The 26,439-nt window shown below is 66.6% G+C and carries 25 protein-coding genes and 1 tRNA gene; 14 read left to right on the top strand and 12 right to left on the bottom strand.

The annotated features are described in order from the left end of the window. Positions 1-75: 75 nt before the first annotated feature. A complete protein-coding gene (locus A6A40_RS09295; RefSeq protein WP_063635142.1) occupies positions 76-576 on the bottom strand; it encodes a putative toxin-antitoxin system toxin component, PIN family in 501 nt (166 codons plus the stop codon). A gap of 128 nt (positions 577-704) precedes the next feature. Between A6A40_RS09295 and A6A40_RS09300 the strand changes: the two genes are divergently transcribed. Beyond that, on the top strand, positions 705-1,064 hold the full coding sequence (locus A6A40_RS09300) for a response regulator (RefSeq protein ID WP_063635143.1): 360 nt from the start codon (positions 705-707) through the stop codon (positions 1,062-1,064). A gap of 5 nt (positions 1,065-1,069) precedes the next feature. Next, entirely contained in the window at positions 1,070-1,696 is a 627-nt protein-coding gene (locus tag A6A40_RS09305; RefSeq protein ID WP_063636201.1) for a hypothetical protein, read from the top strand. Between the two features lie 72 nt (positions 1,697-1,768). Here the strand turns inward: A6A40_RS09305 and A6A40_RS09310 are convergent, their stop codons facing one another. The 3 genes from A6A40_RS09310 to gltX all read right to left on the bottom strand — a co-directional run bounded on the left by A6A40_RS09310 (position 1,769) and on the right by gltX (position 5,161). After that, positions 1,769-2,203, bottom strand: a complete 435-nt coding sequence (locus A6A40_RS09310; protein ID WP_063635144.1) for a DoxX family protein — start codon at positions 2,201-2,203, stop codon at positions 1,769-1,771. A gap of 191 nt (positions 2,204-2,394) precedes the next feature. Beyond that, positions 2,395-3,771 carry a cysteine--tRNA ligase gene (gene cysS / locus A6A40_RS09315; protein WP_063635145.1) on the bottom strand — a complete coding sequence of 459 codons (1,377 nt, stop codon included), beginning with the start codon at positions 3,769-3,771 and terminating at the stop codon, positions 2,395-2,397. A gap of 46 nt (positions 3,772-3,817) precedes the next feature. Next, complete coding sequence (gene gltX / locus A6A40_RS09320; protein ID WP_063635146.1) at positions 3,818-5,161, bottom strand: glutamate--tRNA ligase; 1,344 nt, start codon at positions 5,159-5,161, stop codon at positions 3,818-3,820. 181 nt (positions 5,162-5,342) lie between these two features. Here gltX and elbB point away from each other — a divergent pair, with 181 nt between their 5' ends. The 3 genes from elbB to A6A40_RS09335 all read left to right on the top strand — a co-directional run bounded on the left by elbB (position 5,343) and on the right by A6A40_RS09335 (position 7,068). Continuing rightward, a complete protein-coding gene (gene elbB / locus A6A40_RS09325) occupies positions 5,343-6,011 on the top strand; it encodes an isoprenoid biosynthesis glyoxalase ElbB (RefSeq protein ID WP_063635147.1) in 669 nt (222 codons plus the stop codon). Positions 6,012-6,146: 135 nt separating this feature from the next. Then, positions 6,147-6,716: a hypothetical protein gene (locus A6A40_RS09330; RefSeq protein ID WP_063635148.1), complete on the top strand. Its 570-nt coding sequence runs from the start codon at positions 6,147-6,149 to the stop codon at positions 6,714-6,716. A 127-nt stretch (positions 6,717-6,843) separates the two neighbouring features. Further along, positions 6,844-7,068 (top strand): hypothetical protein, encoded by a 225-nt coding sequence (locus A6A40_RS09335; RefSeq protein ID WP_063635149.1) that lies wholly within the window; start codon positions 6,844-6,846, stop codon positions 7,066-7,068. A gap of 77 nt (positions 7,069-7,145) precedes the next feature. Here the strand turns inward: A6A40_RS09335 and nadE are convergent, their stop codons facing one another. After that, positions 7,146-8,801 carry an NAD(+) synthase gene (nadE, locus tag A6A40_RS09340; RefSeq protein ID WP_063635150.1) on the bottom strand — a complete coding sequence of 552 codons (1,656 nt, stop codon included), beginning with the start codon at positions 8,799-8,801 and terminating at the stop codon, positions 7,146-7,148. Positions 8,802-9,076: 275 nt separating this feature from the next. On the opposite strand from nadE, the gene A6A40_RS09345 reads away from it, so the two are divergent. Beyond that, positions 9,077-10,066, top strand: coding sequence for a hypothetical protein (locus A6A40_RS09345; protein WP_063635151.1), 990 nt, complete (start codon positions 9,077-9,079; stop codon positions 10,064-10,066). 154 nt (positions 10,067-10,220) lie between these two features. Next, positions 10,221-10,631: a nuclear transport factor 2 family protein gene (locus A6A40_RS09350; protein WP_063635152.1), complete on the top strand. Its 411-nt coding sequence runs from the start codon at positions 10,221-10,223 to the stop codon at positions 10,629-10,631. 42 nt (positions 10,632-10,673) lie between these two features. Here A6A40_RS09350 and A6A40_RS09355 read toward each other — a convergent pair whose 3' ends face one another. The 3 genes from A6A40_RS09355 to A6A40_RS09365 form a co-directional block, all read right to left on the bottom strand. After that, positions 10,674-11,906 (bottom strand): serine hydrolase domain-containing protein, encoded by a 1,233-nt coding sequence (locus A6A40_RS09355; protein WP_063635153.1) that lies wholly within the window; start codon positions 11,904-11,906, stop codon positions 10,674-10,676. A gap of 163 nt (positions 11,907-12,069) precedes the next feature. Further along, positions 12,070-13,830, bottom strand: coding sequence for a glycosyltransferase family 39 protein (locus A6A40_RS09360; RefSeq protein ID WP_063635154.1), 1,761 nt, complete (start codon positions 13,828-13,830; stop codon positions 12,070-12,072). After that, a complete protein-coding gene (locus A6A40_RS09365) occupies positions 13,827-14,810 on the bottom strand; it encodes a glycosyltransferase family 2 protein (protein ID WP_418208610.1) in 984 nt (327 codons plus the stop codon). The genes A6A40_RS09360 and A6A40_RS09365 overlap by 4 nt, the downstream gene beginning before the upstream one ends. 578 nt (positions 14,811-15,388) lie before the next feature. Here A6A40_RS09365 and A6A40_RS09370 point away from each other — a divergent pair. Both A6A40_RS09370 and A6A40_RS09375 read left to right on the top strand, forming a co-directional pair. Further along, a complete protein-coding gene (locus tag A6A40_RS09370; protein ID WP_063635156.1) occupies positions 15,389-17,398 on the top strand; it encodes a HAMP domain-containing methyl-accepting chemotaxis protein in 2,010 nt (669 codons plus the stop codon). Positions 17,399-17,558: 160 nt separating this feature from the next. Then, positions 17,559-18,221, top strand: a complete 663-nt coding sequence (locus tag A6A40_RS09375; protein WP_063635157.1) for an elongation factor P hydroxylase — start codon at positions 17,559-17,561, stop codon at positions 18,219-18,221. A 107-nt stretch (positions 18,222-18,328) separates the two neighbouring features. On the opposite strand, the gene A6A40_RS09380 is transcribed toward A6A40_RS09375, so the two are convergent. From A6A40_RS09380 to A6A40_RS09395, 4 genes are all read right to left on the bottom strand, one after another. Further along, positions 18,329-20,026 (bottom strand): methyl-accepting chemotaxis protein, encoded by a 1,698-nt coding sequence (locus A6A40_RS09380; protein WP_063635158.1) that lies wholly within the window; start codon positions 20,024-20,026, stop codon positions 18,329-18,331. Between the two features lie 657 nt (positions 20,027-20,683). After that, on the bottom strand, positions 20,684-21,628 hold the full coding sequence (locus A6A40_RS09385) for an AEC family transporter (RefSeq protein WP_063635159.1): 945 nt from the start codon (positions 21,626-21,628) through the stop codon (positions 20,684-20,686). Positions 21,629-21,700: 72 nt separating this feature from the next. Next, entirely contained in the window at positions 21,701-22,369 is a 669-nt protein-coding gene (locus tag A6A40_RS09390; RefSeq protein WP_063635160.1) for an RraA family protein, read from the bottom strand. Between the two features lie 774 nt (positions 22,370-23,143). Beyond that, positions 23,144-23,218 (bottom strand) — tRNA-Gly (locus A6A40_RS09395). Between the two features lie 145 nt (positions 23,219-23,363). On the opposite strand from A6A40_RS09395, the gene A6A40_RS09400 reads away from it, so the two are divergent. The 5 genes from A6A40_RS09400 to A6A40_RS09420 all read left to right on the top strand — a co-directional run bounded on the left by A6A40_RS09400 (position 23,364) and on the right by A6A40_RS09420 (position 26,427). After that, positions 23,364-23,909, top strand: coding sequence for a prolyl-tRNA synthetase associated domain-containing protein (locus A6A40_RS09400; protein WP_082860766.1), 546 nt, complete (start codon positions 23,364-23,366; stop codon positions 23,907-23,909). A 177-nt stretch (positions 23,910-24,086) separates the two neighbouring features. Beyond that, positions 24,087-25,049, top strand: coding sequence for a thioredoxin family protein (locus tag A6A40_RS09405; protein WP_082860767.1), 963 nt, complete (start codon positions 24,087-24,089; stop codon positions 25,047-25,049). Between the two features lie 57 nt (positions 25,050-25,106). Beyond that, positions 25,107-25,787, top strand: coding sequence for an LON peptidase substrate-binding domain-containing protein (locus A6A40_RS09410; protein ID WP_063635161.1), 681 nt, complete (start codon positions 25,107-25,109; stop codon positions 25,785-25,787). Between the two features lie 29 nt (positions 25,788-25,816). Further along, on the top strand, positions 25,817-26,047 hold the full coding sequence (locus tag A6A40_RS09415; RefSeq protein WP_014248577.1) for a Trm112 family protein: 231 nt from the start codon (positions 25,817-25,819) through the stop codon (positions 26,045-26,047). Next, the gene (locus A6A40_RS09420) at positions 26,044-26,427 is read left to right on the top strand and encodes a gamma-butyrobetaine hydroxylase family protein (protein ID WP_063635162.1); all 384 of its coding nucleotides are present in this window, start codon (positions 26,044-26,046) and stop codon (positions 26,425-26,427) included. The genes A6A40_RS09415 and A6A40_RS09420 overlap by 4 nt, the downstream gene beginning before the upstream one ends. Positions 26,428-26,439: the final 12 nt, after the last annotated feature.

Consider the following 26,439-nt stretch of genomic DNA (forward strand, 5'->3'; position numbering starts at 1 on the left):
GCAGTTTGCGATGTGTTCCCTTTTCATTCTAGGAAGAGCATCCGGTTTGTCGAGTGGATTCTGTGGAGTGACCGATCAGCGCACCTCGTCCAGGGCATCCAGGAACCGTTCGGGCCGCAGCACTTTCGTTTCCCCGGCCCGGCGCACCGACAGCAGCTGACGGTCGACGGTCACCAGCCAGGGCACGGACCCGCCGACGGCCGCGGCCAGGAACATGTCGTCCTCCGGGTCACGGCACAGGCGGCCGACCGCCGCCGGCACCACCAGAACGGTCTCCGCCCTGATCCGGTCTAAGAAGGCGCGGCGATCGGATGAGGAGCGGTAACGGTCGAAGGTGGGTCGCATCAGCACCTCTTCCAGTTCCGCCAGCGTTTCGCGGCTGCCGGTCAGCCCGCCATCCCCACGCACCCGCTCCACACAGCGGCGGATCGCATCCTGACGCCGGATCGCGGTGTCGCCCAGCAACGCATAGGCCACCAGGATGTTGGTATCGAGAACGGCACGGACCGGGGCGGAGACCCGGGCGGAGTTCGGCGGGCGAACCAGCGCTGGATTTGCGTTGCTGCAGGTGAACATTGATATATTGGAATTCTGTAAAGGTTGAAGAACTCAGGCCCTTTGCGAGGCCTCTGTTGTGGGCCGCAACGGTTTGCGGTAAGAAGCCCGCGAGGTCTGAACGGAATCTTTAGGACGGAATCATCGGCATGACCAGCATCCTCGTCGTCGACGACAGCCGACTGGCGCGCAACATGGTTTCCAGCGTCATCGCTTCGCTGCGGCCCGACTGGGCCATCGTCACGGCCGCAAGCGGTGAAGAGGCTCTGGAGATCGTCGGGACTGTGCCGCCGGCTGCCGCCATCGTCGACTACAACATGCCGGGCATGGATGGTCTGGCGCTCGCCGAACTGCTGAAGGAGCGCTTCACCGGACTTACCATCGGCCTGCTGACCGCCAACGTCCAGGACGCGCTGCGGCGCAAGGCCGAGGCGCTGGGCGTCCGTTTCATCGCAAAGCCGATCACCTCGGACAAGATCCGCGACTTCCTCGCCGCGGCCGGGCAGTGACGCCGATGGCAATGCCCGCATCGGGGGATCCCTTTCGCCTGGACGCCGACGAAGCCGACGCCATCGCCGAACTGTTCAACATCGGCATGGGCGAACCGGCCGCCGCTCTCAGTTCCATGCTGGGGGAGGAGGTGCTTCTGTCGGTGCCGTCCTTCGCCGTGTCGACCCGAGCCTGCATCACCCAGGAGGTGAGCGGCGATCTGGAGGGCGACCAGCCGGTCTGTGCGGTCCGCGGCGCCTTCACCGGCCCCTTCACCGGGGAAGCGATGCTGATCTTCCCGGAACGCGGCACGCTGGCTCTCGTCGGTCGGCTGGTCCCCGTCGATCCCGCCGCCGAAGCGCCGGGCGAGATGGAGCAGGATGCGCTGACCGAGATCGGCAACATCATTTTGAACGGCTGCCTCGCCAGCCTGTCGAACCTGATCGGCGGCGAATTGTCGGGCGCGGTTCCGGGCTATGGCGCGGGCGCCCCCGCGACGGTCATCGGCTCAGCCGCAGATCCCGTGCTGTTCGTCCGCATCGACATGGCGCTGGCGGCGGGCGACGCCCGCGGGCATGCGCTGTTCCTGCTGGACATCGCGTCGCTGGATGCCTTCCGCGAAGCAATCCGCCGGGCATTGGCAGATCTGTAACGAAAAGGGGGCGGCGGCACTGCGCCCCCTCCCCCATTCCGCTCATCGTCGGGTTTCGTCCGCGTTCGCTGATCAGGCCGGTTCGTGCCGGCCGGCGGCGGGGGTGCCCAGCGCCGGAACCTTCACCGCGAAAACGCCATCACCCAGAAGCGACTGAACGACCAGCAGAACCGTCCAGAAGGCCGGAAACTCCCAGCCGCCACCCTGCGCGCTGAACACCCAGCCATTGCCGGCATGCTGCAACGTGGCGCCGATCATGATCGGCAGCAGGGCCAGCGCTATCCAGCGGGTATAGACACCGGCGATCAGCAGAAGCCCGCCGCCGATTTCGCCCAGGATCACGAGATAGGCGAAGACGCCGGGATAACCGATGCTCTCGAAAAAGCCGACGGTGCCGGGAATGGTGAAGGTCATCACCTTCAGTACCAGGCCGTGGGCAAGGAACAGCAGGCCGAGGCCGACGCGCAGCAGGAAAGCGGCGTAGGGAGCGGTGCGAGTGTCGATCATGGGGAAGGTCTCCTCTGTCAGGCGGTCGGTTTGGGCCGCGTTTCGTCTGAAGAGGAGATTAGCCGGATCGATGTGCGCGATAATCCGCCGAGTTGATGAAGGTTTGTTGCGCCCACAGCAACAATGGGGAGGGAGGACACTCTCCCGGCTTTGTAACCCTCTCCACGGGGGAGAGGGGGGCGTTCACCGGTTCACCCCCGCTTCCAGGTCGTGCCCTGCGGGCCATCCTCCAGAACGATGCCCTTGTCGGCCAGTTCCTTGCGGATGCGGTCGGCCTCGGCGAAGTTCTTCGCCGCACGGGCCGACTTGCGGTCGACGATCAACTGTTCGACATCGGCGTCGCTCAGCCCCCCGGCCCCACCGGTCGGTGCCCAGCGGAACCATGCCTCCGGGTCCTGCTGCAGCAGGCCGAGCTGTTGCCCCGCCGCCAGCAGCGCGCCCTTGGCCGCGGCCTTCTCGGCATCGCTCTTCGCCTTGTTCACCGCGGTGGCCAGTTCGTGCAGATGCGCGATGGCGAGCGGGCTGTTCAGGTCGTCCTCCAACGCGGCCAGCACGTCGAAGGGCAGGTCCGCCGCCGCCGGTGCAGGCTCGCCGCGCAGGGCCTGATACCAGCGGTCGAGCGCGCCCTTGGCCTGCCGGATGCCCTCGCGGGTGAAATCCAGCGGCTGGCGGTAGTGGGCGCTCAGCAGGGTCAGGCGGATCGCCTCGCCAGGGAACTCGTCCAGCAGGTCATGAACGGTGAAGAAGTTGCCGAGGGACTTCGACATCTTCTCGCCTTCGACCGTCACGAAACCGTTGTGAACCCAGGTACGGGCCAGCCGATCGGTGCCGTTGGCGCAGCAGCTCTGCGCAATCTCGTTCTCATGGTGCGGGAAGATCAGGTCCAGCCCGCCGCCATGGATGTCGAAGGTGGCCCCCAGATGCTCCTTCGCCATGGCGGAGCATTCGATGTGCCAGCCCGGACGGCCACGGCCCCAGGGGCTGTCCCAGCCGGGCTGGTCCGGCGTGCTGGGCTTCCACAGAACGAAGTCGGAGGCGTCGCGCTTGTAGGGAGCCACCTCCACCCGCGCCCCGGCGATCATGTCCTCCAGCGAGCGGCGGGACAGTTGGCCGTAGCTGGGCATCGACGGGACGGAGAACAGCACATGCCCTTCCGCCGCATAGGCGTTGCCGCGTTCGATCAGCGTGGCGATCAGCGCGATCATCTGGCCGATATGCTGGGTCGCCCGCGGCTCGATGGTCGGGCGCAGCGCGTTCAGCGCATCCATGTCGGCATGGAACAGCTCGGTGGTGCGCGCGGTCAGCGCGTCGATCGGCTCGCCGCTGTCGCGGGCGCGGTCGATGATCTTGTCGTCCACATCGGTGATGTTGCGGACATAGGTCACCGCCGGATGGAGCCGCGACAGCAGCCGGAACAGCAGGTCGAACACCACCACCGGCCGGGCATTGCCGATATGGGCGGTGTCATAGACGGTCGGACCACAGACATACATGCCGACATGGTCCGGGCGAAGCGGCTCGAAGCGCTCCTTACGGCGGGTCAGCGTGTTGTAGAGGTCCAACGGCACGGTCCGAACTCCCGATAAATAAGAGATGTCAGGATTAAGAATGGCTTCAGGCGGTTTCGCCGGCCAGTCGCCGGAGGCTGCGCGCCCGTCCGATCAGGGGTAGCAGGTTCTTCAATTCCGGTCCATGGTCGCGCCCGGTCAGCGCCCGGCGCAGAGGAAGGAACAGCTCCTTGCCCTTGCGACCGGTCGCCCCCTTCACCGCGTTGGTCCAGGCGCTCCAGGTGCCGAGGTCCCACGGCTCATCCGGCAGCAGCGCCGCCGCCTGGGCCAGGAAGCCGGCATCCTCGACCAGCGGCGTCACCGGCGCGTGGGTCACCGCCCACCAGTCGCACGCGTCATTCAGCCGCGCCAGATTGGGCCGCACCGCCTCCCAGAAGGCGGCATCGGCGCCGGTCAGACCCAGCGCCTCCAGCCGGTCGGCCACGGCGTCGAAGGGTGTCAGGTGCAGGATGCGGGCATTCAACCGCCCCAACTCCTCCGGATCGAACTTCGGCGTGCCGCGGGCGACCTTCGACAGGTCGAACTCCGCAACGAGTTCGTCAAGCGTCAGACGGGCTTCAATCGGGTCGGAGGTGCCGAGCTTCGACAGCAGGCTGTTCACCGCCATCGGCTCGATGCCGTCCTCGTCGCGCAGGCTGCCGACCGACAGGCTGCCCAGCCGCTTCGACAGCCCCTGTCCGCCGGCATCGGTCAGCAGCGGCAGATGGGCGAAAGCCGGCACCACGGCACCGAGCGCCTCGAAGATCTGGATCTGCACCGCGGTGTTGGCAACATGGTCCTCGCCGCGGATGATGTGGGTGATGGCGAAATCGGCGTCGTCCACCACGCTGGTCAGGGTGTAGAGCGGCCGGCCATCCTCGCGGATCAGCACCGGGTCGCTCAGCGCCGTGCCCTCGAAGCGCACCGGCCCGCGGACGAGGTCGGTCCATTCCACCGGAGTCGGGTTCAGCTTGAAGCGCCAATGGGCTTTGCGCCCCTCCCCTTCCAGGCGGGCGCGGTCCTCGTCGGTCAGGCGGAGCGCCGCGCGGTCGTAGATCGGCGGGCGTCCCTGCGACACCAGACTGGCGCGCTTGAGGTTGAGCTCTTCCGGTGTCTCGTAGCAGGGATAGAGCCGCCCGGCGGCCTTCAGCGTGGCCGCAACCTCGTCATAACGCGGGTAGCGGTCGCTTTCGCGGGCGAAACGATCCCAGGTGAGACCGAGCCAGGTCAGGTCGGCGGCAATGGCGTCGGCGAATTCCTGGGTGGAGCGCTCCTCGTCGGTGTCGTCCAGCCGGAACATGAAGGTGCCGCCGGTCTTGCGCGCGAACAGCCAGTTGACGAGCGCCTGGCGCACATTGCCGACATGGATGCGGCCGGTCGGGCTGGGAGCGAAACGGACAGCGGTGGACATTGGCTGGACTCGATCTGCGGACGGGACAGGCGGGCAGTCCTAGCACGGCCGGCGCGCCTTCCGAAAGCGGTGCGAGACCGATGCATCCGCGCAACAGGTGGGGCCTCGCGTCGGTTGGCATGGTAGGCGCGGCCGTCCGCCTGCGTTAGCTTGGCGGCAAATCCAATCTCGGAGGCATCCTATGGCGGACAAGAGCTTGCGCATCGGCGTCGTGCTGTCGGGTTGCGGCGTGTATGACGGCGCGGAGATCCACGAGGCGGTCTGCACCCTGCTGGCAATCGCCAGGGTCGGCGCGGTCGCGGTGTGCTATGCCCCCGACATCACGCAGGCCCATGTCGTCAACCACCTGACCGGCAAGGAGACCGGAGAGAGCCGCAATGTGCTGGTCGAATCGGCCCGCATCGCCCGCGGCAAGATCACCGCGCTCAGCGAATTCTCGGCCGGCGATGTCGATGCGCTGATCTTCCCCGGCGGATTCGGCGCCGCCAAGAATCTCAGCGACTTCGCCTTCAAGGGGGCCGATTGCTCGGTCAATCCGCAGGTGGTCGCCGCCGTCGCCGCGATGCGCGCGGCAGGGAAGCCGATCGGCGCACTGTGCATCGCGCCGGCCATCCTCGCCAAAATCCTGGGCCAACAGGGGGTGGAACTGACCATCGGCAACGATCCAGGCACCGCCACCGCACTGGAGACCATGGGCGCCATCCACCGCACCACCACCCATGGCGAGATCGTGGTCGATCCGGGGCTGAAGATCGTCACCTCCCCCTGCTACATGCTGGATGCCAATCTGCTCCAGATCGCCGAGGGCGCAGAGAATACGGTCAAGGCTCTGGTCGATTTGGCGAAGTGACAAAGAGAAACGATGACAGAGGGGGTAGAGATACCTCCTTTTTCATCCACAATGTCACAAAGCCGGGCAATAATTCATTAACCGGCTTCACACACCCTTTGCCTCGGTTTTGTATCTATCGGGCGAGGGCTGGCGATGACCTGCATTGTGGGATTGGTGGACGGTGACCGGGTGTGGATGGGCGGCGACAGCGCCGGGGTGAACGGCCTGGACATCACGGTGCGCGCCGACACCAAGGTGTTCCGCAATGGCGATTGCCTGATCGGCTTCACCAGTTCCTTCCGCATGGGCCAACTGCTGCATTACCGTTTGGAAGTGCCGTCGCGTGACGGCGATGTCGACCTGTTCCGTTACATGGTGGTTGACTTCGTCGATGCCGTCCGCGGCTGCCTGAAGGACGGCGGATACGCCCACCGCTCCAACGATGTCGAGACCGGCGGCACCTTCATGGTGGGGCTGGAAGGCCGCCTGTTCACCGTGCAGTCCGACTATCAGGTCGGCGAGGCGGTGCGCGGTTATCACGCCATCGGCTGCGGCTCCGACTATGCGCTGGGCTCGCTCGCCTCGACCGCCGGGCAACCGCCGGAGGAGCGCGTGCTGAAGGCCCTGGAATGTGCCGAACTGTTCAACGGCGGCGTCCGCGCACCCTTCACCATCCAGTCCGGCCTGCGCCGCCCACAATTGGCGCTCACCGAAGCTGCATAACCTTCGACCAAAGTCGAAAGCAGAGGCCAAGGCTGGGCTCTGGTCATCCAAAGCATCGTGGCGTATGAACCAATGTCCTGCCGCAGTGCGGGATGGATAATAACCACAAAAATCTTGGGTGATAGAGATGACGGACCAAGCGGTTACCGCCGATGCTTATTTCGGTGAAGACGAGAACCCGGCCGGGTTGCTGAACAACTGGGGCAACTCTCCCTATCTCGTCTTCCCGGCCATGCTGCTGATTTTCATCATGCCGCTGGCGATCCTCTTCCATCCGACCTGGATCGTGCTGCCGGCCGTGCTGTGGAGCTTCGGCATGATCGCCACGATCATCAAGCTGACCCGCGGCTGACGCCCGGCCCGGCAGAAGGAACCGGCAGAAGGAAAGGGTGACGGGGGACCCTGCGCTCCCCCTCCCCGCCCCTCACCTCAAGCCAGATCGATGACACCGCCGCCGACCGGTAGGCGCCGCAGGCGCGCAGCGGTCCGCCGCGAAACACGCGGTCCCGGTGGCGCCCGACGGCGGTCCGCTTCCGCCCGGACCACCATCCGCCAGACGGACTCCACCGTTCCGGCCGCATGCCCGCGCGCGACGAGATCGCCCGGCGAAAGGCCATCGTCGAGCAGACCGCCCAGCAGATCGTCCAGCGCCTCCACCGGCGGCAGCCCGACCGGCGTCGCGGCCTTCAGCCTGCGCGCAAGCACCCGTTCCGGAATCACCCGGCCGGCCGGCCCGCGCGATCCCGCCGGTTGGTTCCCGTTGCGCCAGCGGGCCAAGTCCAGCACCAACGCCTTCGGCACATCGGCCAGCACAGCATAGCCGCAACCCGACTCCTCGGGCACGAGGACAAGCAGCCGGTCGGTGCGGTCGGCGGTCGACAGAAGCAGCGCGCCCATCCGCTCAGCCAGCGCCGCCAGGGTCGCGGCGCGCAGACGAGCGTGCAGCCGGTCCGCAGCCGCGGCCGAGTCGCGCCCGGCAAAGGCGGGGGCCAGCAGCGAGTCGGCCGCCTTCAGCACCGGAGCGAGTGCAACATTGTCCAGGCGACATCCCAGCAACTCCACGATCTCGGCCGCATCGTCCAGGCTGTCCGCCAGCGCTTCGCCCTCGCCGCCCGGCAGCGGGGCGCGGACCGTCAGCACCCGCTCCGGCCCGAGCGCATCGACGGCGATGGCCGCGGTCAGCGCCGAGTCGAGGCCGCCGGTCAGGCCGACCACCACACCCGGTACACCGCCTTTCGCCACCGCGTCGCGCAGCCCCAGCATCAGCGCGCTGTAGAGCGCCTCGTCTCCCTCGGCCGGCGCAATCATTTCGGCTTCGGAACTGCTCCAGGACTCGTCGTCGCCACGTTCCCAGCGGGACAACAGCAGATGTTCGGCAAACAGCGGTGCCTGGGCGACCAGCCGGCCGCCCGGTGCGAGTGCGAAGCTGCCGCCGTCGAACACCCGCTCATCCTCGCCGCCAACCGCATTCACGGCGACCAGGGGCAAGCCGCACTCCACCACCCGCGCCACGGCGGCCTGCACCCGCTCGTCGGCACGGCCAGGGGCGAAGGGGCTGGCCAGCAGCGCGACCAGCAATTCGGCGCCGCTTTCGGCCAGCGTTTCCGCCACGTCGGCGCTTGCCAGATCGCCGCCGACCAGCAGACCGATACGCACCCCCCGAACATTCACCGGTCCCGGCATTGGACCATTATCGAAACGATCATCCTCGGTCGAACCGATCTCGCCGCGATCCGTTTCGGCTTGGTAACGAACTGCTGCGATCCTGCCCGCATCCAACAACAAGGCTGCATTGTGCCGCTTGGTGCCGTCACGCCACGGGGCACCGATCAGCAAGGCCGGTCCACCATCGGCTGTATCCGCCGCCAGCGCCTGTGCCGTCGCCTCCACGGCATCGAGGAAGGCGGGCTGAGCGATCAAATCCAGCAGAGGAAGGCCAGACAGCGCGCCGGCCGGACAAGCGACGAGGTCGGCGCCGCGGGCCGCGGCCTCCGCCCGGGTGGCGCGGATGAGGTCGGCGTTGGCGGCGAGGTTGCCCGCAGCCGGACCGGCCTGGGCGAGCGCGATGGAAAGGCGGTCGGTCATGATGGCAGGTTCCCTTCTCGCGGGTCCTTCTGCCATCAGGGTAGCAGTCCCCCTGGCCAGGCGAAAGCCGCCCTTCGCCGCAGGTCGTCACGCAGTCGGAACAAGTGGCTGAACAATGGTCTAAAGCGTAGAGGCAGAAACAGAAAGTCTTTGATACTTAGTTAGCTAAGGAAGTTGCCTGGAACTTTCGAAGAAATGTCCGAAATTAACAAATGGTAAAGGTTGTCGGCGTCATGCTTCCTCTTGCAGACAAACTACGCGATGCGGGGGCATCCATGTATTACGCGGAGCTCAGCGGCCCGAACGGCAAACCGTCGGTGCTGTCCACGGCTGTGCAGAACGGCTCGTCAAAGACGGTCGGCACGGCGAAGGACGCGCTGGCCAAATCGGACGCGAAATCGGTCGATGCCGACAAGGCGGAAAAGAAGAGCCAGTCGCCGGCCTACACCATCAGCCAGTCGATGGAATCGCTGCTGGACAGCATGACCGGCAAGGGCGGCGCCCAGGCGGCGGGCGGCGGCGCCCTGTCGGCAGGCAACAGCGGCGTCGACCGCGCCAAGCAGGCGCAGTCACTGATGCAGTCGGCGCTGGACCACGGCAACGACCTGGCCGGCATGTTCGGCAAGGGCATCGACGCGCTGAAGCAGGGGCTCGGCGACACGCTGAGCATGCTGGGCGTTCCGAAGAACCGCATCGACGACGCGGTCAGCGGCTTCGGCGACAAGCTGAAGTCCAAGCTGGACGGCATGAACCTCAGCGACCTGTCGGTGGACATGCAGGCCACCCAGTCGCAATGGTCGATCGAATCCCATGGGATCGAACTGGAGATCCAGGACGGCGACCGCAGCGTCCGCATCTCCTTCGCCAAGTCGACGCTGGACTTCCGCCGCGACGACCAGCGGCTCCAGGCCTCGCTGGGCAAGGGCGGAGATATGGCGTTGAGCGCCACCGGCATGACCACCACGGCCACCGGCAAGTCCACCGGCATGATCGTCCGCTCCGAAGGCTTCAGCGACGACGAGATCAAGGACATCCTGGGCAAGCTGAACGACATGGCCTCCAAGGCTGGCGGCGACGGGATGAAGGGGCTGGCGGTGCTGAAGCCGACGACCTCCAAGAACGGCGTCACCCACCTGACGCTCGACCTGTCCGCCCCGGTGCCCGGACTGTCCGGCGGCACGGACGGCGCGGCGGTGAAGGAGGCTGCTGCGAGCACCAGTTCGTCCTCGACCGCCAAGCCGCAGAGCGTCAACCTGACCGCCTGAAGCGGGGTTTCGAGCAGCCAACTTGTCACAGCGCCGGTCCGAACCCCACTGGACCGGCGCTTGCCCATGCCGGATGGCTTCATTACAAGCGGACTGACGCCGGCCAGCCAGCCGTGCCTCACCCGTTCCCGGAACCATCGCCCGGACAGAAGTCATGACCGACCGCGACACGCTGCTGGCCCTCAATCAGGCTTTCTACCGCGCCTTCACCAACCGCGACACCGCCGCGATGGAAGCGCTGTGGGCGGAGACGTTGCCCGTGTCCTGCATCCATCCCGGCTGGACCGCCCTGTTCGGCCGCGATGCCGTGCTGACCAGCTGGCGCGATGTTCTGCGGGCTCCAAGCGGCATCACGGTCGAGGCGCGGAACGAGCGCGTCACCCTGCATGGGGACACCGCCCTGGTGGTCTGCGAGGAGACGCTGGGCGGTGCCGTTCTGGCTGCCACCAACCTGTTCGCGCGGGAAAACGGCGGTTGGCGGCTTGCCCACCATCAGGCCGGTCCGATCGCCCAGGCGCGCGCCGATGTGGAGATCCCCGCCAAGGCACCCCGCCGCCTGCATTGATTCCCTGCGCAGCCAGGGCAGGCCGCCCCGCGGCAGCCCCGGTCAGGGCAGGCCTGCCACCTCCGGCCGGGTCTCCAGATGGCGGACGAGGTCGATCACGACCCGGTCGGCGGTTACCTGCTCGGGATCGCTGTTGGTCAGCGCCACCACGCCCCAGCGATGAGCCTTCGAAAAGGCAATGTAGGCGTTGAACCCGCCGGTCGAGCCGGAATGCCAGTGGATCGGCGTTCCATCCCCCGCCCGGGCGACGAACCAGCCGAGCGCCATGGCCCCGGCCCCCAGGCTTCCCGGATCGGCAAGGGTCCGGCCATCGACCTGCACCGCCTGCGCCAGCGCCAGGGTCGCCGACACCGCCGGGGCGCAGCCCTGCCCATCGGGACCGGCGCCGCGACCGGGGCAATCGCCCAGGTTGGCAGACAGCCATCGCAGCATGTCGTCGGCAGAAGAATAGAGACCGAAGGCCGGTAGCATCGCCGGCGCCTCCCAGTCGGGCACGGTCCGCCCGCGGGCATGGCCGGCCGCCTTGCGCGCCCGCTGCTCCGCCGTCGGTTGCAGGGTGGTGTCGCGCAAGCCGAAACGGTCGGTCACCACCCGCTTCAGCAGGACTTCATAGGATTGGCCGGCTGCGGCGGACAACGCCTCCCCCAGCACCGCCATCCCGGCATTGGAGTAGCTGAAACGCCCGCCCGGCGGCACAGAGAGCCGATAGCCGGACAACCATAGACCCAGTTCGGCACGCGACAGCGGCTTGTAGGGGTTGCGGGGATCCTCGAGCCTGTTCCAGTTGAAGCGCGGGGTCTCCGGCACGCTGGGCAGGCCGGCGGTGTGGGTGGCGAGGTCGCGCAGGCGGATGCGCAGGCCGTCATGGTCCGGCACATGGGCGATCTGCACCGGGCCGACACGCCGCAGATGCCGCTCCAGCGGATCGTCGGCTGCCAGGCGTCCCTCCCGCACGAGTTCCGCCATGATGGTGCCGGTGAAGGGCTTGGTGAGGGAGGCGATCTGGAACAGCGTGCGCCCGTCCGCCGGACCGCCGTCCGCACGCCCGGCGCCGCCGCGCCCAACCACCAGCGACCGGCCGTCGCGGATCACGCCGACGACCAGACTGCCCGCCCCGGCCGGCGGCTGGAGGTTCTCCACCGCACGGGTCACCAGGTCTGCCAGCGGATCGCCAATCCGATCACTTGATCGGTCCAGTCCGATGGCCCCGGTCGGGCTGAAAGGAACACCCCACAGCAGCAGACATAGAACACCCGACAGCAGCCTGCGCCGCATCCCCGCCTCCGCCCGGCCTCCGAATCGCAGGTTCGGAGAGTGGGGGGAGGTCCGGCCGGCGGACAGGGCCGCGAAGGGTGATCCGGCTAAAGACGGCGGCGGCGCGGTCGGGGGTACTCCCCGGCCGCACTCCCCATACTCGCCCGGTCATCCGGTCGGGCAGTCACTCGGTAGGAACGTCGGCCTTGGGCGGGCGGCGGTCCTTGACGATGGACAGCGGCACATCGTCGGCTGCGATCTCAAGGATCGGGTGGCCGTCCAGCAGCGACGGACAGCGCTTGACCTGGGTGAAGGCCAGGAAGAAATCGGCCTTGCGCCAATCCGGCTCGATCCCATTGACCAGACGCAGCCAGGGCGGCAGTTCAAACCGCACCGCCAGCGTGTTGCCGCAGACGGTCAGGGTGTACTGCCGCGGCGGCGGGCGGCCGTCATTCTCGCGCTCGACATACTCGATCAACTCCTGAAGCGCCTCATGCAGGGAGTTGCCCCAGTAGTCCAGTTCGAACTTGCCGTCGGCGCCCCGTACGCCCCCGACGAACTGGTTGTAGTACACGTACTGGTTCGGGTGCATGGCGCCCAGCTGCCACGCGTACACCACCGCGACCACGGTCATCGCGGCGGCGAAGCCCTGCCCGAGAGCCCGTCCGCCGCGCTGGCACAGCGTCCACAGCCGGTCGGTGGCGATGGCGGCCATCACCACGAAGGGCGGCACCAGGAACAGGAAATGGCGGATGCCGTTGTAGACCGACGGCCGCATCAGGATGAACAGCAGAATCGGCAGGAATCCCGCCAGCGCCAGCGGGGTGTAGCGCACCAGCGTGAAGGCGCCGGTCCGCCGCCAGCCGCCGCGGGCAAGCCAGATCGCGGCCAGCACCACCGCCGCGGCGACGCCGATCACCACCGCTTCCGGCAGCTTCACCGCCAGATAGACCGGAAGGTACAGGGCGGGCGGGTCGTTGGAATGGACCAGTTCGCCCATGAACAGGGTCTGGATGTCGATGGGAAAGTGCGAGACGACGCGCAGCGCCTCCAGCGGATTGCGCAGCGGCCTCTGCACCACCCAGGGCCAGAACACGGCCATGATCGCGTAGGCGACGGGAATCGCCGGCCACAAGGACAGGAAGGCGCGGCGCGCATCGACGAGCGCCCAGCGATGCCCTTCCTGCTGCGTCACCAGCGCGAAATGCAGCGCCATGGCGACCGCCAGATAGAAGCCAGCCAGCACACCGCCGACGCGGATCGCCAGCGTCAGGCCCAACACCAGACCGAACTTCAGCACCGCGCTGCGGCTGGGCCGCGGCAACTGCTTCAGGATGCGGGTGGCGAAATAGAGCGTCCACACCATGCCGGCCGCGAAGGGCACGTCCTTGGTGTTGTTGAACATGGCTCCGTAATAGACGCCGCTCAGCGAGAGCAGCGCCGCGGCGATGAAGCCGGCGCGCGGGCCGGCGAGCAGCCGGGTGTAGCGCCATGTCCCGGCAATGCCGAGAACGCCGACCAGCGCGCAGAGCAGATGCCGCGTCTCGTACTCCTCGAAGGGGGAAAAGGGCACGATGACGGCGGTGACGAGATCGAACAGGCCGCCGTAATAGGCCAGATCCTTGAAATGAAAGGCGGACCGATCCTGGAAGAAGCTGGTGTAGTAGGACAGCAGCTTCTTGCCGTAGATGTGCTGCACCTCCTCGTCCGTGCTGATGCCGTAGCTGAGGAAGGTCAGGGCGGCGAGGATCAGCAGCCCCAGCAACAGCGCGCGCGACAGCCCGTCCCACAGTGCGGCCTCACCGTGTTGCAGCGCAAAGCCGGAGGCGCTGGCGGGCCTCCCGGCGGCCGAGGATGATGCGGCGGTTCCGGAAGGGCGGCGAGCGGCGGGAGTCCCGTCACCGGCGTCTTCGTCGCCGGTGCGCGGGCGGGTCTCGATGCTCATCGCTGCGGCTCCTGAGCCGCGGGATCGCCGACCGGATCGAATCCGTGCCCGTGCTCCTCGTCCGCCGCGCCGAAGCCGTGGGCGGAGCGCACGATGAACAGCGGCCTGCCCTTCACCTCGGCGAAGACGCGGCCCAGATAGTCGCCGATGATCCCAAGCGTGATGAGCTGGATTCCGCCCAGGAACAGCACCGCGACCAGCAGCGATTCATAGCCGGGCACGTCGACCCCATGGATCAGCGTGCGGACCAGCCGGATCAGGATGTAGATGAAGGCGACGCCCGACACGGCCATGCCGACCAGGCTCCACACCCGCAGGGGGAAGGTGGAGAAGGCGGTCAGACCGTCCAAGGACAGGCGCAGAAGCTTGACGAAACCCCACTTGGTGTCACCGCCGGCGCGCTCCCCCTGTTCATAGGGGATGGCGGCCTGCCGGAAGCCGACCCAGGCGAAGATGCCCTTCATGAAACGGGTGCGCTCCGGCATCCGGTTGATGACCTCGACCACACGGCGGTCCATCAGGCGGAAATCGCCGACCTCGCGCGGCAGCTTGATCTCCGACAGATGGTCGAAGACCCAGTAGAACAGCTTGGCGAACAGCCGGTGCTTCAGGCTCTGCCCGACACGGGCGTGCCGCACGGCGACCACCACGTCGAAGCCCTCCCGCCACTTGGCGATGAAGGCCGGCAACAGCTCCGGCGGATGCTGCAGGTCGGCATCCATCGGCACCACGGCATCGCCGGTGGTGTGGCTGAGCCCGGCGGACAGCGCCAGTTCCTTGCCGAAGTTGCGCGACAGGTCGACCACCTTCACCCGCGGCTCGCGGTCATGGACGTCCAGCAGCCGGTCGACGGTGTCGTCGCGGCTGCCGTCGTTGACGCAGACCACCTCCCAATCCATGCCCAACCCGTCCAGCACCGGGGTGAGCCGGGCGAACAGGGCGTCGATGTTGGGACCTTCGTTGTAGAAGGGGATGACCACCGACAATCGTCCGTGTCGTGGGCGACACAACCGATCAGTCGTGGGCCGGCCAGTCGTGGAGCGGCCGGCCGGTGGCCGGGAATCGCCGGTATGGCGTGCGGAAGGGGTGCGAACATCCGAAGAGGCCGCGGAAATGGGCGCGTCGGGAATGGACATGGCCAGCCGTCGGGTCAAAGCGTCAGAGACCGGGAGGATGAGGGATCGGCGACGACCCCGGACGGCCGCTGCGCCCTTTGGCATATACCACGATAGCAGTGGATGTTCAAAATGCCTCTCCTGTGACCGCCGCGGCACAAAAAATGGTCTTTCCGCCCGTGAAAGTGACCAAGGGACGGCAGCCCACGGCCCCACGCAACGGGCAAACATGCAAGGCCTGCGATTATTCCACACCCGCCGCCCGTCGCTTTCCCCTGCGTCAGCCGGGGGATCCCGGGGGACCCTCGGGCTGCAAGCTCCTGAAGGCTGACCATACCGGGGAATGTGGCACACTTCCTGAAACCGGTCGTGGAGGCTGACCTTTTCCTGGTCGCCCTGACCAAGCGCTGAGCAGCGACCCTGTGCCGACGGAGGCCTCGACCATGAGCCTTTTCAATCGCTTTTCCGTGGGTTCCAAGATCACGGCGGCCAGCGCCGGCATCCTGGTGTTCCTGGTGCTGATCGGCGGCATCGGCGTGGTGGGCCTGTCCGATGCCGGCGGCGCGGTGGAAACCTACCGGCGGCTCGGCCAGCAGACCAACGAGGCCGGGCGTATCCAGGCCCTGATGCTGGAGATGCGCCAGCAATCCACCCGATTCCTGCTGACCGGCGAGCCGGAGGTCGGCGCAACTGTCCGCCGCCTTGCCGGCGAGGCGGCGCAGGCCATCGACAAGGCCCGCAGCCTGTTCGCCGACCCGGCCCTGCTGCAGACCGTCAACCACATGTCGCAGGAGATCGCGCAATATCAGGAGGCCTTCGCCGCGACGATGGAGTTGCAGGCGGAGCGCAGCAAGGCCATCGCCGAGTTGGACGAGATCGGACCCCGGCTGGAAAGCGCACTGGACAAGATCATGGACAGCGCCAGTTCCGCCGGCGACACCGATGCCGCCTATCTTGCGGGCATGGCCCTGCGCCACATGCTGTCCGCCCGCATCTCGGCCACGCGCTACAACGTCGACGGCTCCCCGGCGCTGGCAAGCCAGACCCGCTCGCAATTCACCGACGCCGCCAGCCGCGGCGGGGCGATGATGGCGAGGCTGACCGACCTGGAACGGCGCAAGATGGCGATGTCCTACACCGCGATGCTGCGCGTCTACACCACCGGCTTCAATGCCGTGGTCAAGGCGACGACCGAGCGCGACCGGCTGGTGACCGAGGTGCTGATCCCCGTCGGCGACTCCATCGCCACCGAGGCGGAACAGCTGACCGTCGCCAGCGTCGAGCATCAGAAACACCTGGGCGAGGAAACCGGCGCCTTCATCACCAAGGCGCTCACGGTGATGATCGTCGCGTCTCTGGTCGCGGTGGTCCTGGGGCTGGCCACTGCGCTGCTGATCGGGCGAGGGCTGTCGCGCCCGGTGGTGGCGATCACCGACCGGATGACCCGGCTGGCCGGTGGCGACCGCAGCGTCGACATCCCCGGCCGGGACCGTGCCGACGAGATCGGCGGCATGGCCAGGGCCCTGCAGGTCTTCAAGGACAGGCTGATCGAGAGCGACCGGCTGGCCGAGGTTCAACGTGCCGACCACGAGGCGCGCCGGAACCGCGGTGAGCGGATCGACCGGCTGACCCAGGAATTCGACCGGCTGGTCCTGGCGGCGCTGGGCCGGGTTTCGGCGGCGGCGACGCAGCTGCAGGCGACCGCCCAGACCATGTCCGCCACCGCCGAGCAGACCACCCGGCAGGCCGACGCCGTCGCCAGCGCCTCCCATGAAGCCACCGGCAATGTGGAAACGGTGGCCGCAGCGACCGAGGAGCTGACCGCCTCCATCGCCGAGATCGGCCGGCAGGTGGCCGAGAGCACACGCATCGCCGGGCAGGCGGTCGCCACCGCCGAGAAGACCGACGACACCGTCCGCGGGCTGGTCGATGCCGCCCAGCGCATCGGCGAGGTGGTGCAGTTGATCACCGACATCGCCAGCCAGACCAATCTTCTGGCGCTGAACGCCACCATCGAGGCGGCACGGGCGGGCGAGGCAGGCAAGGGCTTTGCCGTGGTGGCGTCGGAGGTCAAGAACCTCGCAAGCCAGACCGCCAAGGCGACGGAGGAGATTGGCAACCAGATTTCCGGCATCCAGGAGATCAGCCGGCAGGCAGCCGGGGCCATCGCCGAAATCGGCCGGGTGATCGCCGAGATCAACCACATCTCCACCACCATCGCGGCTGCAGTGGAGGAGCAGGGTGCCGCCACCAAGGAAATCAGCCGCAACGTCCAGCAGGCGGCGCGCGGCACACAGCAGGTGTCCGGCAACATCGCCGGCGTGTCGGAGGCCGCGGCATCCACCGGTGACGCCTCGCGCGAGGTGTTGACAGCTGCCGATGGGCTGAACCATGAGGCGACCGACTTGCGCGGCTTCGTGTCGCGCTTCCTGACCGATATGCGGGCTGCGTAAGAAACACCATCGAACTTCGGCGCAGTCGTTACAGATGTGGCGCCGGCAGACCCCCAACAGATCGGGTCTTGCCGGCGCCCTTCTTCTGGCGGGCAGCCCTGCTCTTTTGCCGCGTTACATTCCTCTTGCGCCCGAACGCCCCCTTGGGCACATAGGCGCCATGATCCTGACCCCCATCGCCATCGACGACATGCCGAAGGCCATCGCGGCCTTCGACGCCCATCTGGACGGCCATGCCCAAGCGCGGGCCGCCTTCCGCCGGATCGCCGCAACCTGGCCCGTGCGGCCGGAGGCCGAACCCGGCGGCGGTGTCAACACGCCGGCCCAGCGGGCCGAGGCGGTGCGGCTGGCCCATGCCCATGGCATCGACACGCTGGACGAGCCGCCCAGCCGCTCCTTCATGTGGGACGGGCAGGTGATCCGCACCGATGTCGAGGCGACGGTGATCGTGCATGAGGTGGCGCACTGGCTGTGCGCAGCGCCGGAGCGGCGGACGCTGATCGATTACGGTCTGGGCCCCGGCCCGGAGACCACCGCCCGCAAGGAAGCCCGCGCCGACAAGCGCCTGTGCTTCGAGGACTGCATGCATGAGGAGCAGCAGACTTCGCTGCTGGGCGTGCTGTGGGAGGTGGAACTGGACCAGCCGGGAATCCTGGCCTTCCTGGAACAGAACTGGATGGAGCATTGGGAGCGGCCGAGCACCGCCGCCTTCTTCATCCGCCACGCCGAGGAACTGTTCACCCGCGGCCTGATCGACGCTGGCGGCCGCCCGACGACTGCGCGGGAGTGGGCGGATGCGCGCAAGGGCGTGCTGGTGGGGTAAGGCGTCGGCTTCCGATCGCAGCCGATTGTTCCTAAAAACCACCGCCCCAAAAAGAAACGCCCTCCCCTGTACATCACAGGAGAGGGCGTCGTCGTCTCATTCCACCGTCACGCCGCAGTGATGCGGGCGATGAAGGCTTCGATCTCGTGGTCCAGGCGGTTGAAGCTGCGTGACAGCTCTTCCGTGGTGTTCTGCACCGAGCCGGCGGAATGGCCGGTGGTTTCAGCAGCCTGCTGGACCAGACGCATTTCCTGCATCACCGCCATGGTGTCGACGGCGGCGCGCTGGGACCGGGCGCTGATGTCGCGGGTGGCGGCATCCTGCTCCTCCACCGCGGCGGCGACGGTGCCGAGCGATTCGTCGACCTGACGGATGGTGCCGACGATGGCACGGATGGCGCCGACCGCGGCATGGGTGGCGGCCTGGACCGCGGCGATCTCCGCACCGATTTCCTCGGTCGCCTTGGCGGTCTGGTTGGCCAGGCTCTTCACCTCCTGCGCAACGACGGCGAAGCCCTTGCCGGCCTCGCCCGCCCGTGCCGCCTCGATGGTGGCGTTCAGCGCAAGCAGGTTGGTCTGGCCGGCGATCGACTGAATGAGACCGACCACCTCCTCGATCTTGCGGCTGGCCTCGCTCAGGCCCTGGACGATGCTGTCGGTGCGGCCGGCTTCCTCCACCGCACCGCGGGCGAGCTGCGCCGACTGGCTGATGGAGCGGGTGATCTCGTCGATCGACGCACGCAGCTGCTCGGCGCCGGCCGCCACGCTCTCGACCTCGCTGGTCGCTTCCTGCACGGAATGGGCGACGCTGTCGCTGTGGTGGCTGGTCTGCTTGGCATTGTCGAGCATCGAATTGGCTTCGTTGCGCATCGACGTGGCGGACCGCACCACCTCGCCCATCATCGCCTTGACCGAAGCCTCCAGGTCGTTGGCGAGCGCCGACATCGCCTGACGCCGCTCCTGGTCGTTGCGGACGCGCATCGCCTCCTGCTCGCGGGACAGTTCCTGCACCCGGACGGCATTCTCCTTGAACACCTGGACGGTACGAGCCATCTGACCGATCTCGTCGCCCCGGTCCGCGGCGGGGATGTCGGCCTCCAGGTTGCCGCGGGCCAGCCGTTCCATCACGTCGGTCAGGCGCACGATGGGCCGGGCGATGTTCATGCCGATGAACAGGGCCACGCCGACCGTCACCAGCAGTGCGCCTCCCGCCACCAGCATGAAGGCCTGGGTCGTGTTGTCGACCGACGCGTTGACCTGGGTGTAGGCGTCCGTGGAGACCTTGCGCTTGTAATTCAGATAGTCGCGACTGGTGCTCTGAAGACGGGTGTAAGCCGATTGAACCTCCTGCAGGAAGTCCAGCGGATCGACACCCATCTTAAGCAGATCGAGGAAACTTCCCACCTTTGCAAGATAAGTCGCGGCGTCGCTGCCGAACCGCTCGAAATACTTTGCTTCCTCGTCGGTCTCGGCGGTGGCGCCCTTCAATGCCTCCGATTGGCCCTTCAGCTTGTCGAGCTGTGCGTTGAGGGCCTTCATCTCCTCTTCCACCGCCTTGGGCGAGGCGTTCGCACTGCTGAGGATCACGGTCCGGTACATGCCGGCGTGGGCCACCGTCAAGGTGTCGGTCAGCCCCTGGATCTCCGCCTCCCGGGTAAAGGAGCGGTTGAACAGCGTGTCGAGCAGCGTCGACTGCTGGGTGATCGCCGACCAGCCGAGCAGCGCGATCACCAGCATGCCGATGATCGCCGTCGTCGCCGGAATGGCCATCTTGACGGGGATGTGGAAGTTGTTGAGGAGGGTCATGGGGCACCTGCGTCGGCCGCCGGTCCGTGGTGCGAACCATCCGGCATGGCATTGGGGCGGAGGAACGGGCAGCAGTCGCGCGACGCCGACGGCACGATAGGAGCCGCCCTGCGTTCCGCCATCGCCGGACCGCTCTGCGATACGTGGTTGGAACGTGAACCCTGTGCGGGTTCGCTTTCGGGGCGGCCAGCCCGCCGGCACGACCACCACCGCGCCATATCACCCCGGAAATCTTTTTCAATGATTAACGGGATTTCTTTAATCGGAATATTTGATCTGTCATAATCATTTGCCGTCCCGTTGACATATTTCTGCATGCAATTCTCTGACATACTGGCATATGCGCAAAGGTTTGATGGATTTGTCTTGCCCAGTCCGAACCCGGCTGACCACCACCTCACCTACGGCGAATTCCCCGTTTCCTTGCTTTTTCCGATCAGCACGCAGCCATAACGCAGTATGTATGCTTCACAACTCATACAATTAGAGGCTAACAGGATTTTACTCTCGCATCAATGGCGTGAATCGGGGTCATACTGCCGCATGCAGGCGTAGACACCCATCCATGCCCGCCAGGCGCACCGCCTGGAACCCCAAAGTCACTTCTTTGAATTTACAAAGATATGATAAGTAGACGCTCAGCCTTGGAAGGCCGACTCAGCCCGCGGCCGAAACCATGAAGGCAATGGAGATCGACACCGGCGAGAGCAGCGTGGAGATCAGCAGCGACATCGACACCACGTCCCGCCCGGCATTGTATCGTTCGGCGAAGACATAGGCGTTGATGCCGATCGGCAGGGCTGCGGCGGTCACGGCCGGGGCGACCCACACCGGAGGCAGGTCGAAGACATGTGTGGCCAGGAGCCAGGTCAGCAGCGGATGGAGCCCGGTCTTCAGCAGGGCCACGACCGTCGCGGGCAGCACCGCGCCTGAAGCCGGGCTGAGCGCCAGAGACGCACCCAAGGTGAAGCAGGCACAGGGAAGCACCGTCTGGGCCATCATGGTGAAACTCTTCATCACCATGGGCGGAATCGGCAGATGAATCAGGTTGGCGGCCAGCCCTAGGATGACCGACATCACCAGCGGGCTGGTCAGCGTCGCCTTGGCCGCCCCCAGCGTCGCCTGGACCGGTCGCCCGGACCGGCCGCCGCGCGCCGACCGTTGAGTCTCCGCCAGCATGGTTGCGGAAGTGAACAGCAAGGGCGACTGGAAGACGATCAGCAGCATCACCGGCACCGCCACCGTCGGCCCATAGGCCTCCATGATGATGGGAGAGCCGAGAAGCGCGATGTTGGAAAAGGAACTGGCGAGGCCGATGGGGGCGATCTGCTCCCGCCGGCCCGCCATCCGCATCCACAGCCCGCCCACCAGGAAGACCGCCACAGCCGCAATGTAGAAGGACCCCAGCACCGCCCATTCCAGAGGATCGGGAATGTCCGCCCGCGCCATGTTGGAAAACAGCAGCGCCGGCAGGGCATAGATGCCGAGGAAACGGGAAAGCCCCTGGACCATCGCATTGCTGAACCCGCGGTAGCGTGCCGCCCAATAGCCAAGGGCGATCAAGCCGAACATCGGCAGGACGATCTGGAAAATCAGCGACATGGACACGGCACCATGTGGGCGGGGTCGGCCGGGCGGGCCGACGATGCGGGGGCTTTCCTTACACCGACCCGCTCATTCGGCGGGAACGATCTCCAGCGGCGGGACCCCCAGCACGTCCACCAGGGTGGCGCCGGCCTCGATCTGCTCGGTCCACTGGCGCTCGCGTTCCAGCAGGGCCAGGCTCTGGGCCAGAGCGGCATCGGCGAAGGCCAGCGGCACCACCACCACGCCGTCCTCGTCGCCCAGGATCAGGTCGCCGGGATTGACCGGCACGCCGCCGATGGCCGCGGTGACGTCCATCTTGCCGCCGAAATTCTTGTGCGGGCCGCGGGCAACCGCTCCCTTGGCGAACACCGGCAGGCCGAGTCCGCGGATTTCGTGCAGGTCGCGGACGGAGCCGTCGACCACCAGCCCACCCAGCGCCCGGCGCTTGCAGCAGCGCACCACCCATTCGCCCGCCAGCGCCACATCGTCCAGACCGCCGCCAGCCACGACGACGACGTCGCCCGGCTCGGCCAGACTGACTGCATGATGAACCATGCTGTTGTCTCCGGGCATGGTGACGACAGTGCGGGCCTGACCGCAGATGCGCATGCCCGGCACCATCGGCTTGATCCGCGAATCCATGCTCTGGCAGCGGTTCAGCGCGTCGGAGGCGACGCTGCTGGGCACCGACGACCATTTGGCGAGGGTGTCGGTCGACAGCCGGCGATAGTCGACGAGATAGCGTTGCATGGCCATGGCGGGGTCCTTTCTTCGGTCTGGTCTTCGTGTCTGGATCGGCTTCGGAGGGGGCGTGAGGGCGGTGACGGTTCCGGCGCAGGCCAATCCCAAAGGCGGCAGCCCCGACAAGGCAACCCCGACATGCCTGACCCGTCCGCCATGCCGCCGGATGACCGGCACGGGCGCACGCGTCAAGCGATCAGGGCGTCCTTATACGGGAATGAGCGGGACTTCGGCGCGATCCTTCGCGGAACTTCAGCGAGCGGCACAACCCCCGGAGATTTTGGCGCTATTTGTTTAGATTTTGAAGTGTACCCGCATAAGCCGTCATACGCAAGGAGGTTGACAATCTGTAAATACGTCATAGGAAATTTTTATCCCGTATCGATAGTCGTTTTCAAGCAATGCGCGCCTCAGGCGGGAGATTGCGAGGCAATCACCAGCTATGTTTCGACGCTTCACAACTGCTGTTGCCAACCTTGGGCATTGGGAGAAATGTACAAAAAGGCGCCCACGCCTTAGCCGGCGCGCAGGCCTACGATTGTATGACGCCGAGAGTTTGTCGTTGCGCAATTTTTGATTGCCAATATAGGCCGTTCATTCGACCCGAGAAACAGGTTGCCGGCACAAGGCTCAAGGTCGGAGGAAAGTGCAGAAGTATCGAGACGGCAGGGAGGGACGGCTGGCCGAAGATGGCAGGCGGGCAAATGCAAATGCCAAAATGCGAAAGGCCGGCACCCGAAGGTCCGGCCTTTTGAGATCGCATGCCCCAGCAGAAAAGCTGGAGGAAATTGGAGCGGGCGAAGGGATTCGAACCCTCGACCCCAACCTTGGCAAGGTTGTGCTCTACCCCTGAGCTACGCCCGCGCTCCGCACCGTCATTCGGCAGCCAGTGTCTGCCGTCCGGCGGTGTGCGGCGGACTATACTCATCGGCCGACGCTTTGCAAGCGCCTTGTTTCAGTTTTCTTCACCGGCTGGACGATTTTCCGCACGCCCGGTACAAGGGCTGTCATGGACACCGCATCGACCTCCCTTCCGGATCAGGCGGCGCCGCTGCCGACCTCGCCGGACCAACTGCTGGCGCGGCTCGACGCGCTGGGCATCCAGGCAACCACGCACAGCCACCCGCCGCTGCACACGGTGGAAGAGAGCAAGGCCCTGCGCGGCGCTCTGCCCGGCGGCCATTGCAAGAACCTGTTCCTGAAGGACAAGAAGGACCAGCATTGGCTGGTGGTGGCGCTGGAGGATGCGAGGGTCGACCTGAACCGGCTGGACAAGGCGATCGGCTCGGCGCGTCTGTCCTTCGCCTCGGCCGACAGGTTGTGGCGCGTCCTCGGCATCCGGCCGGGATCGGTCACGCCCTTCGCCCTGATCAACGACACCGGGCACAAGGTACGCGTCGTCCTGCAGAAGGCGATGATGGAGCATGACCTGCTGAACTATCATCCCCTGTTGAACGACCGTACCACGGCGATCCGGCGCGATGATCTGCTGCGCTTCATCCATGCCTGCGGGCACGAGCCGGCGATCGTCGAGTTCGGCCGCACTGGGGATTGACCGGCTCCGGCGGTTCCACTCAATGCTTGCCCACGCAATGCTTGCTTGAGCCGCCTTGCACGCTCACATATGTCGGCAACGATCAGGATCCGGACCGGCAACGGCCGGATCGGCAACACCATGGCCCACCGGGATGTCCTACTGGGCCAGGCATCACCAACGGGACCGAAACACGCCATGTTCTCCATGCCCCCCGCCAACGGGTCCAAGCCCGCCGCTCCCGCCGCCGGTGCCGCCGCCGGTGCCGCTGACGTCGTCAAGGACAGCAGCGACCGCGCCTTCATGGCCGACGTGATCGAGGCCTCGCGCGACGTTCCGGTGATCGTCGATTTCTGGGCGCCCTGGTGCGGCCCCTGCAAGCAGCTGGGTCCGATCATCGAAAAGGTGGTCCGCGCCGCCAAGGGCGCGGTGCGCCTGGTGAAGATCGACACCGACGCCAACCCGATGATCGCCTCGCAGCTGCGCGTGCAGTCGATCCCGGCGGTCTACGCCTTCTTCCAGGGTCGTCCGGTCGATGGCTTCATGGGCGCCCTGCCCGAATCGCAGGTGAAGGCTTTCGTCGACAAGCTGGTGGCGCTGGCCAAGCAGGCCGGCGCCGGCGGCGGGGCCGGTGACCTGCTGGAGGAGGCCTTCGCCCAGGCCAAGGAACTGATGGAGGGCGGCGACCTGCAGGGCGCGCTCGACCTCTACAGCCAGATCATGCAGGCGGAGCCGGAGAACGCCCAGGCCTACGCCGGCATCGTCCGCTGCCTGATCGCCGCCGGCGACCTGGAGAATGCCAAGCAGATGCTGGCCCAGGCCCCGGAAGCCATCGCCAAGGACAAGGAGCTGGCCAACGTCCGCGCCTCGCTGGAGGTGGCGGAGCAGGCCGCCAACGCCGGCCCGATCCCGGAACTGATGGAAAAGGTCGCCCACGATCCGAACGACCATGCTTCGCGCTTCGACCTCGCCATGGCGCTGTTTGCCGCCGGCAAGCGGGAAGCGGCGGTGGACGAACTGCTGGAAATCTTCAAACGTGACCGCAACTGGAACGAGGATGGCGCCCGCAAGCAGCTGGTGAAGTTCTTCGAGGCGTTCGGCCAGACCGACCCGCTGACGGTGAAGACCCGCCGCCGGCTGTCGACCATGATGTTCAGCTGACGTTTTTCAGGACACCGGACGGCTGTTCCACCGGCGAAGGGGTTCTATCTGATTGGCATGACCAGGAACCCCACCAGAAACCCCTTCGACCCGGATTTCGCCCAGCTTCCGGGGATGCTGCCGATCTTCCCGCTGGCAGGCGTCCTGTTGCTGCCGCGGGCAAGGCTGCCGCTGAACATCTTCGAGCCGCGCTATCTCGCAATGGTCGAGGACGCGCTGGGCAACGGCCGCATGATCGGCATGGTCCAGCCGCTCGACCCCGCGGGGCGGGAGCGCGAGCCTGCCGTGTATGACTGCGGCTGTGCCGGCCGCATCACCAGCTTCGCCGAGACCGACGACGGCCGTTTCCTCATCACCCTGACCGGTATCTCCCGCTTCGAGATCGGGCGGGAGGTGGAGGGTGCGCGCGGCTACCGCCGGGTGGTGCCCGACTGGCGCCCCTTCCGCGCCGACCTGGAGCCCGAGGCCTGCGGCGACATCGACCGCAACCGTCTGCTCGGCGCGCTGAAGAGCTATTTCCGCGTCCAGGGCCTGTCGGTCGACTGGAAGTCCATCGAATCGACGCTGGACGAACGGCTGGTCAACTCGCTCGCCATGATCTGCCCCTTCACGCCCGGCGAGAAACAGGCGCTGCTCGAGGCCCCGACCCTGGCGGAGCGCGGGAAGCTCTTGATCGGACTGGTGGAGATGGCCATTCTCGACAGCCATGACGGGGACGGTCCGCCGCCCAGGCATTGATCCTTACCTTGACGATTGCGAGACACGACATGGCGACGCCCGAGGACAAGAGCAGCGAATCGAAAACCAGCGCGCGGGTCGACCCGAAGCTGCTGGAAATCCTGGTCTGTCCGCTGACCAAGGGCCCGCTGCGCTACGACGCCGAACGCGGCGAGCTGGTCAGCGAGCGCGCCGGGCTGGCCTACCCGATTCGCGACGGCATTCCGATCATGCTGATCGACGAGGCCCGCAGCCTGGACAAGGCGGGGGCGTCGCGATGACTGGCGATGACTTCGGAACGGTCCACTGGCCGACCGAGATCCGCCTGAAGAAGGAGGAGAAGCGGCTGGAGGTCGATTTCGACGATGGCGGCACCTTCTCCTACCCGGCGGAGTTCCTGCGCGTCGTCAGCCCGTCCGCCGAGGTGCAGGGTCACAACCCCAGCCAGAAGCAGACCGTCGCCGGCCGCCGTCATGTCGGCATCATGCGGGTGGAACCGGTCGGCAACTACGCCGTCCGCATCGTCTTCGACGACCTGCACGACAGCGGCATCTACACCTGGAAATACCTCTACGAGATCGGCACCGGGCAGGAGAGCCTGTGGAACGAGTATCTGGAGGAACTGCAGGCCAAGGGCCTCAGCCGCGACCCGCGGCGGTAGTGTACAGGCCCC

It is taken from the genome of Azospirillum humicireducens (assembly GCF_001639105.2).
GTDB classification, from domain to species: Bacteria; Pseudomonadota; Alphaproteobacteria; order Azospirillales; family Azospirillaceae; genus Azospirillum; species Azospirillum humicireducens.

What these genes read in the sequence shown, in the direction of transcription:
- A6A40_RS09345 (WP_063635151.1), top strand. Translation starts at nt 9,077, where the DNA reads ATGTATTACGCGGAGCTCAGCGGCCCGAACGGCAAACCGTCGGTGCTG.
- A6A40_RS09295 (WP_063635142.1), bottom strand. Translation starts at nt 576, where the DNA reads ATGTTCACCTGCAGCAACGCAAATCCAGCGCTGGTTCGCCCGCCGAAC.
- A6A40_RS09400 (WP_082860766.1), top strand. Translation starts at nt 23,364, where the DNA reads ATGGACACCGCATCGACCTCCCTTCCGGATCAGGCGGCGCCGCTGCCG.
- A6A40_RS09385 (WP_063635159.1), bottom strand. Translation starts at nt 21,628, where the DNA reads ATGTCGCTGATTTTCCAGATCGTCCTGCCGATGTTCGGCTTGATCGCC.
- A6A40_RS09355 (WP_063635153.1), bottom strand. Translation starts at nt 11,906, where the DNA reads ATGCGGCGCAGGCTGCTGTCGGGTGTTCTATGTCTGCTGCTGTGGGGT.
- A6A40_RS09415 (WP_014248577.1), top strand. Translation starts at nt 25,817, where the DNA reads ATGGCGACGCCCGAGGACAAGAGCAGCGAATCGAAAACCAGCGCGCGG.
- A6A40_RS09420 (WP_063635162.1), top strand. Translation starts at nt 26,044, where the DNA reads ATGACTGGCGATGACTTCGGAACGGTCCACTGGCCGACCGAGATCCGC.
- A6A40_RS09375 (WP_063635157.1), top strand. Translation starts at nt 17,559, where the DNA reads ATGATCCTGACCCCCATCGCCATCGACGACATGCCGAAGGCCATCGCG.
- A6A40_RS09360 (WP_063635154.1), bottom strand. Translation starts at nt 13,830, where the DNA reads ATGAGCATCGAGACCCGCCCGCGCACCGGCGACGAAGACGCCGGTGAC.
- A6A40_RS09410 (WP_063635161.1), top strand. Translation starts at nt 25,107, where the DNA reads ATGACCAGGAACCCCACCAGAAACCCCTTCGACCCGGATTTCGCCCAG.
- A6A40_RS09300 (WP_063635143.1), top strand. Translation starts at nt 705, where the DNA reads ATGACCAGCATCCTCGTCGTCGACGACAGCCGACTGGCGCGCAACATG.
- A6A40_RS09390 (WP_063635160.1), bottom strand. Translation starts at nt 22,369, where the DNA reads ATGGCCATGCAACGCTATCTCGTCGACTATCGCCGGCTGTCGACCGAC.
- A6A40_RS09405 (WP_082860767.1), top strand. Translation starts at nt 24,087, where the DNA reads ATGTTCTCCATGCCCCCCGCCAACGGGTCCAAGCCCGCCGCTCCCGCC.
- A6A40_RS09330 (WP_063635148.1), top strand. Translation starts at nt 6,147, where the DNA reads ATGACCTGCATTGTGGGATTGGTGGACGGTGACCGGGTGTGGATGGGC.
- A6A40_RS09310 (WP_063635144.1), bottom strand. Translation starts at nt 2,203, where the DNA reads ATGATCGACACTCGCACCGCTCCCTACGCCGCTTTCCTGCTGCGCGTC.
- elbB (WP_063635147.1), top strand. Translation starts at nt 5,343, where the DNA reads ATGGCGGACAAGAGCTTGCGCATCGGCGTCGTGCTGTCGGGTTGCGGC.
- A6A40_RS09370 (WP_063635156.1), top strand. Translation starts at nt 15,389, where the DNA reads ATGAGCCTTTTCAATCGCTTTTCCGTGGGTTCCAAGATCACGGCGGCC.
- gltX (WP_063635146.1), bottom strand. Translation starts at nt 5,161, where the DNA reads ATGTCCACCGCTGTCCGTTTCGCTCCCAGCCCGACCGGCCGCATCCAT.
- nadE (WP_063635150.1), bottom strand. Translation starts at nt 8,801, where the DNA reads ATGACCGACCGCCTTTCCATCGCGCTCGCCCAGGCCGGTCCGGCTGCG.
- A6A40_RS09305 (WP_063636201.1), top strand. Translation starts at nt 1,070, where the DNA reads ATGGCAATGCCCGCATCGGGGGATCCCTTTCGCCTGGACGCCGACGAA.
- A6A40_RS09380 (WP_063635158.1), bottom strand. Translation starts at nt 20,026, where the DNA reads ATGACCCTCCTCAACAACTTCCACATCCCCGTCAAGATGGCCATTCCG.
- A6A40_RS09350 (WP_063635152.1), top strand. Translation starts at nt 10,221, where the DNA reads ATGACCGACCGCGACACGCTGCTGGCCCTCAATCAGGCTTTCTACCGC.
- A6A40_RS09335 (WP_063635149.1), top strand. Translation starts at nt 6,844, where the DNA reads ATGACGGACCAAGCGGTTACCGCCGATGCTTATTTCGGTGAAGACGAG.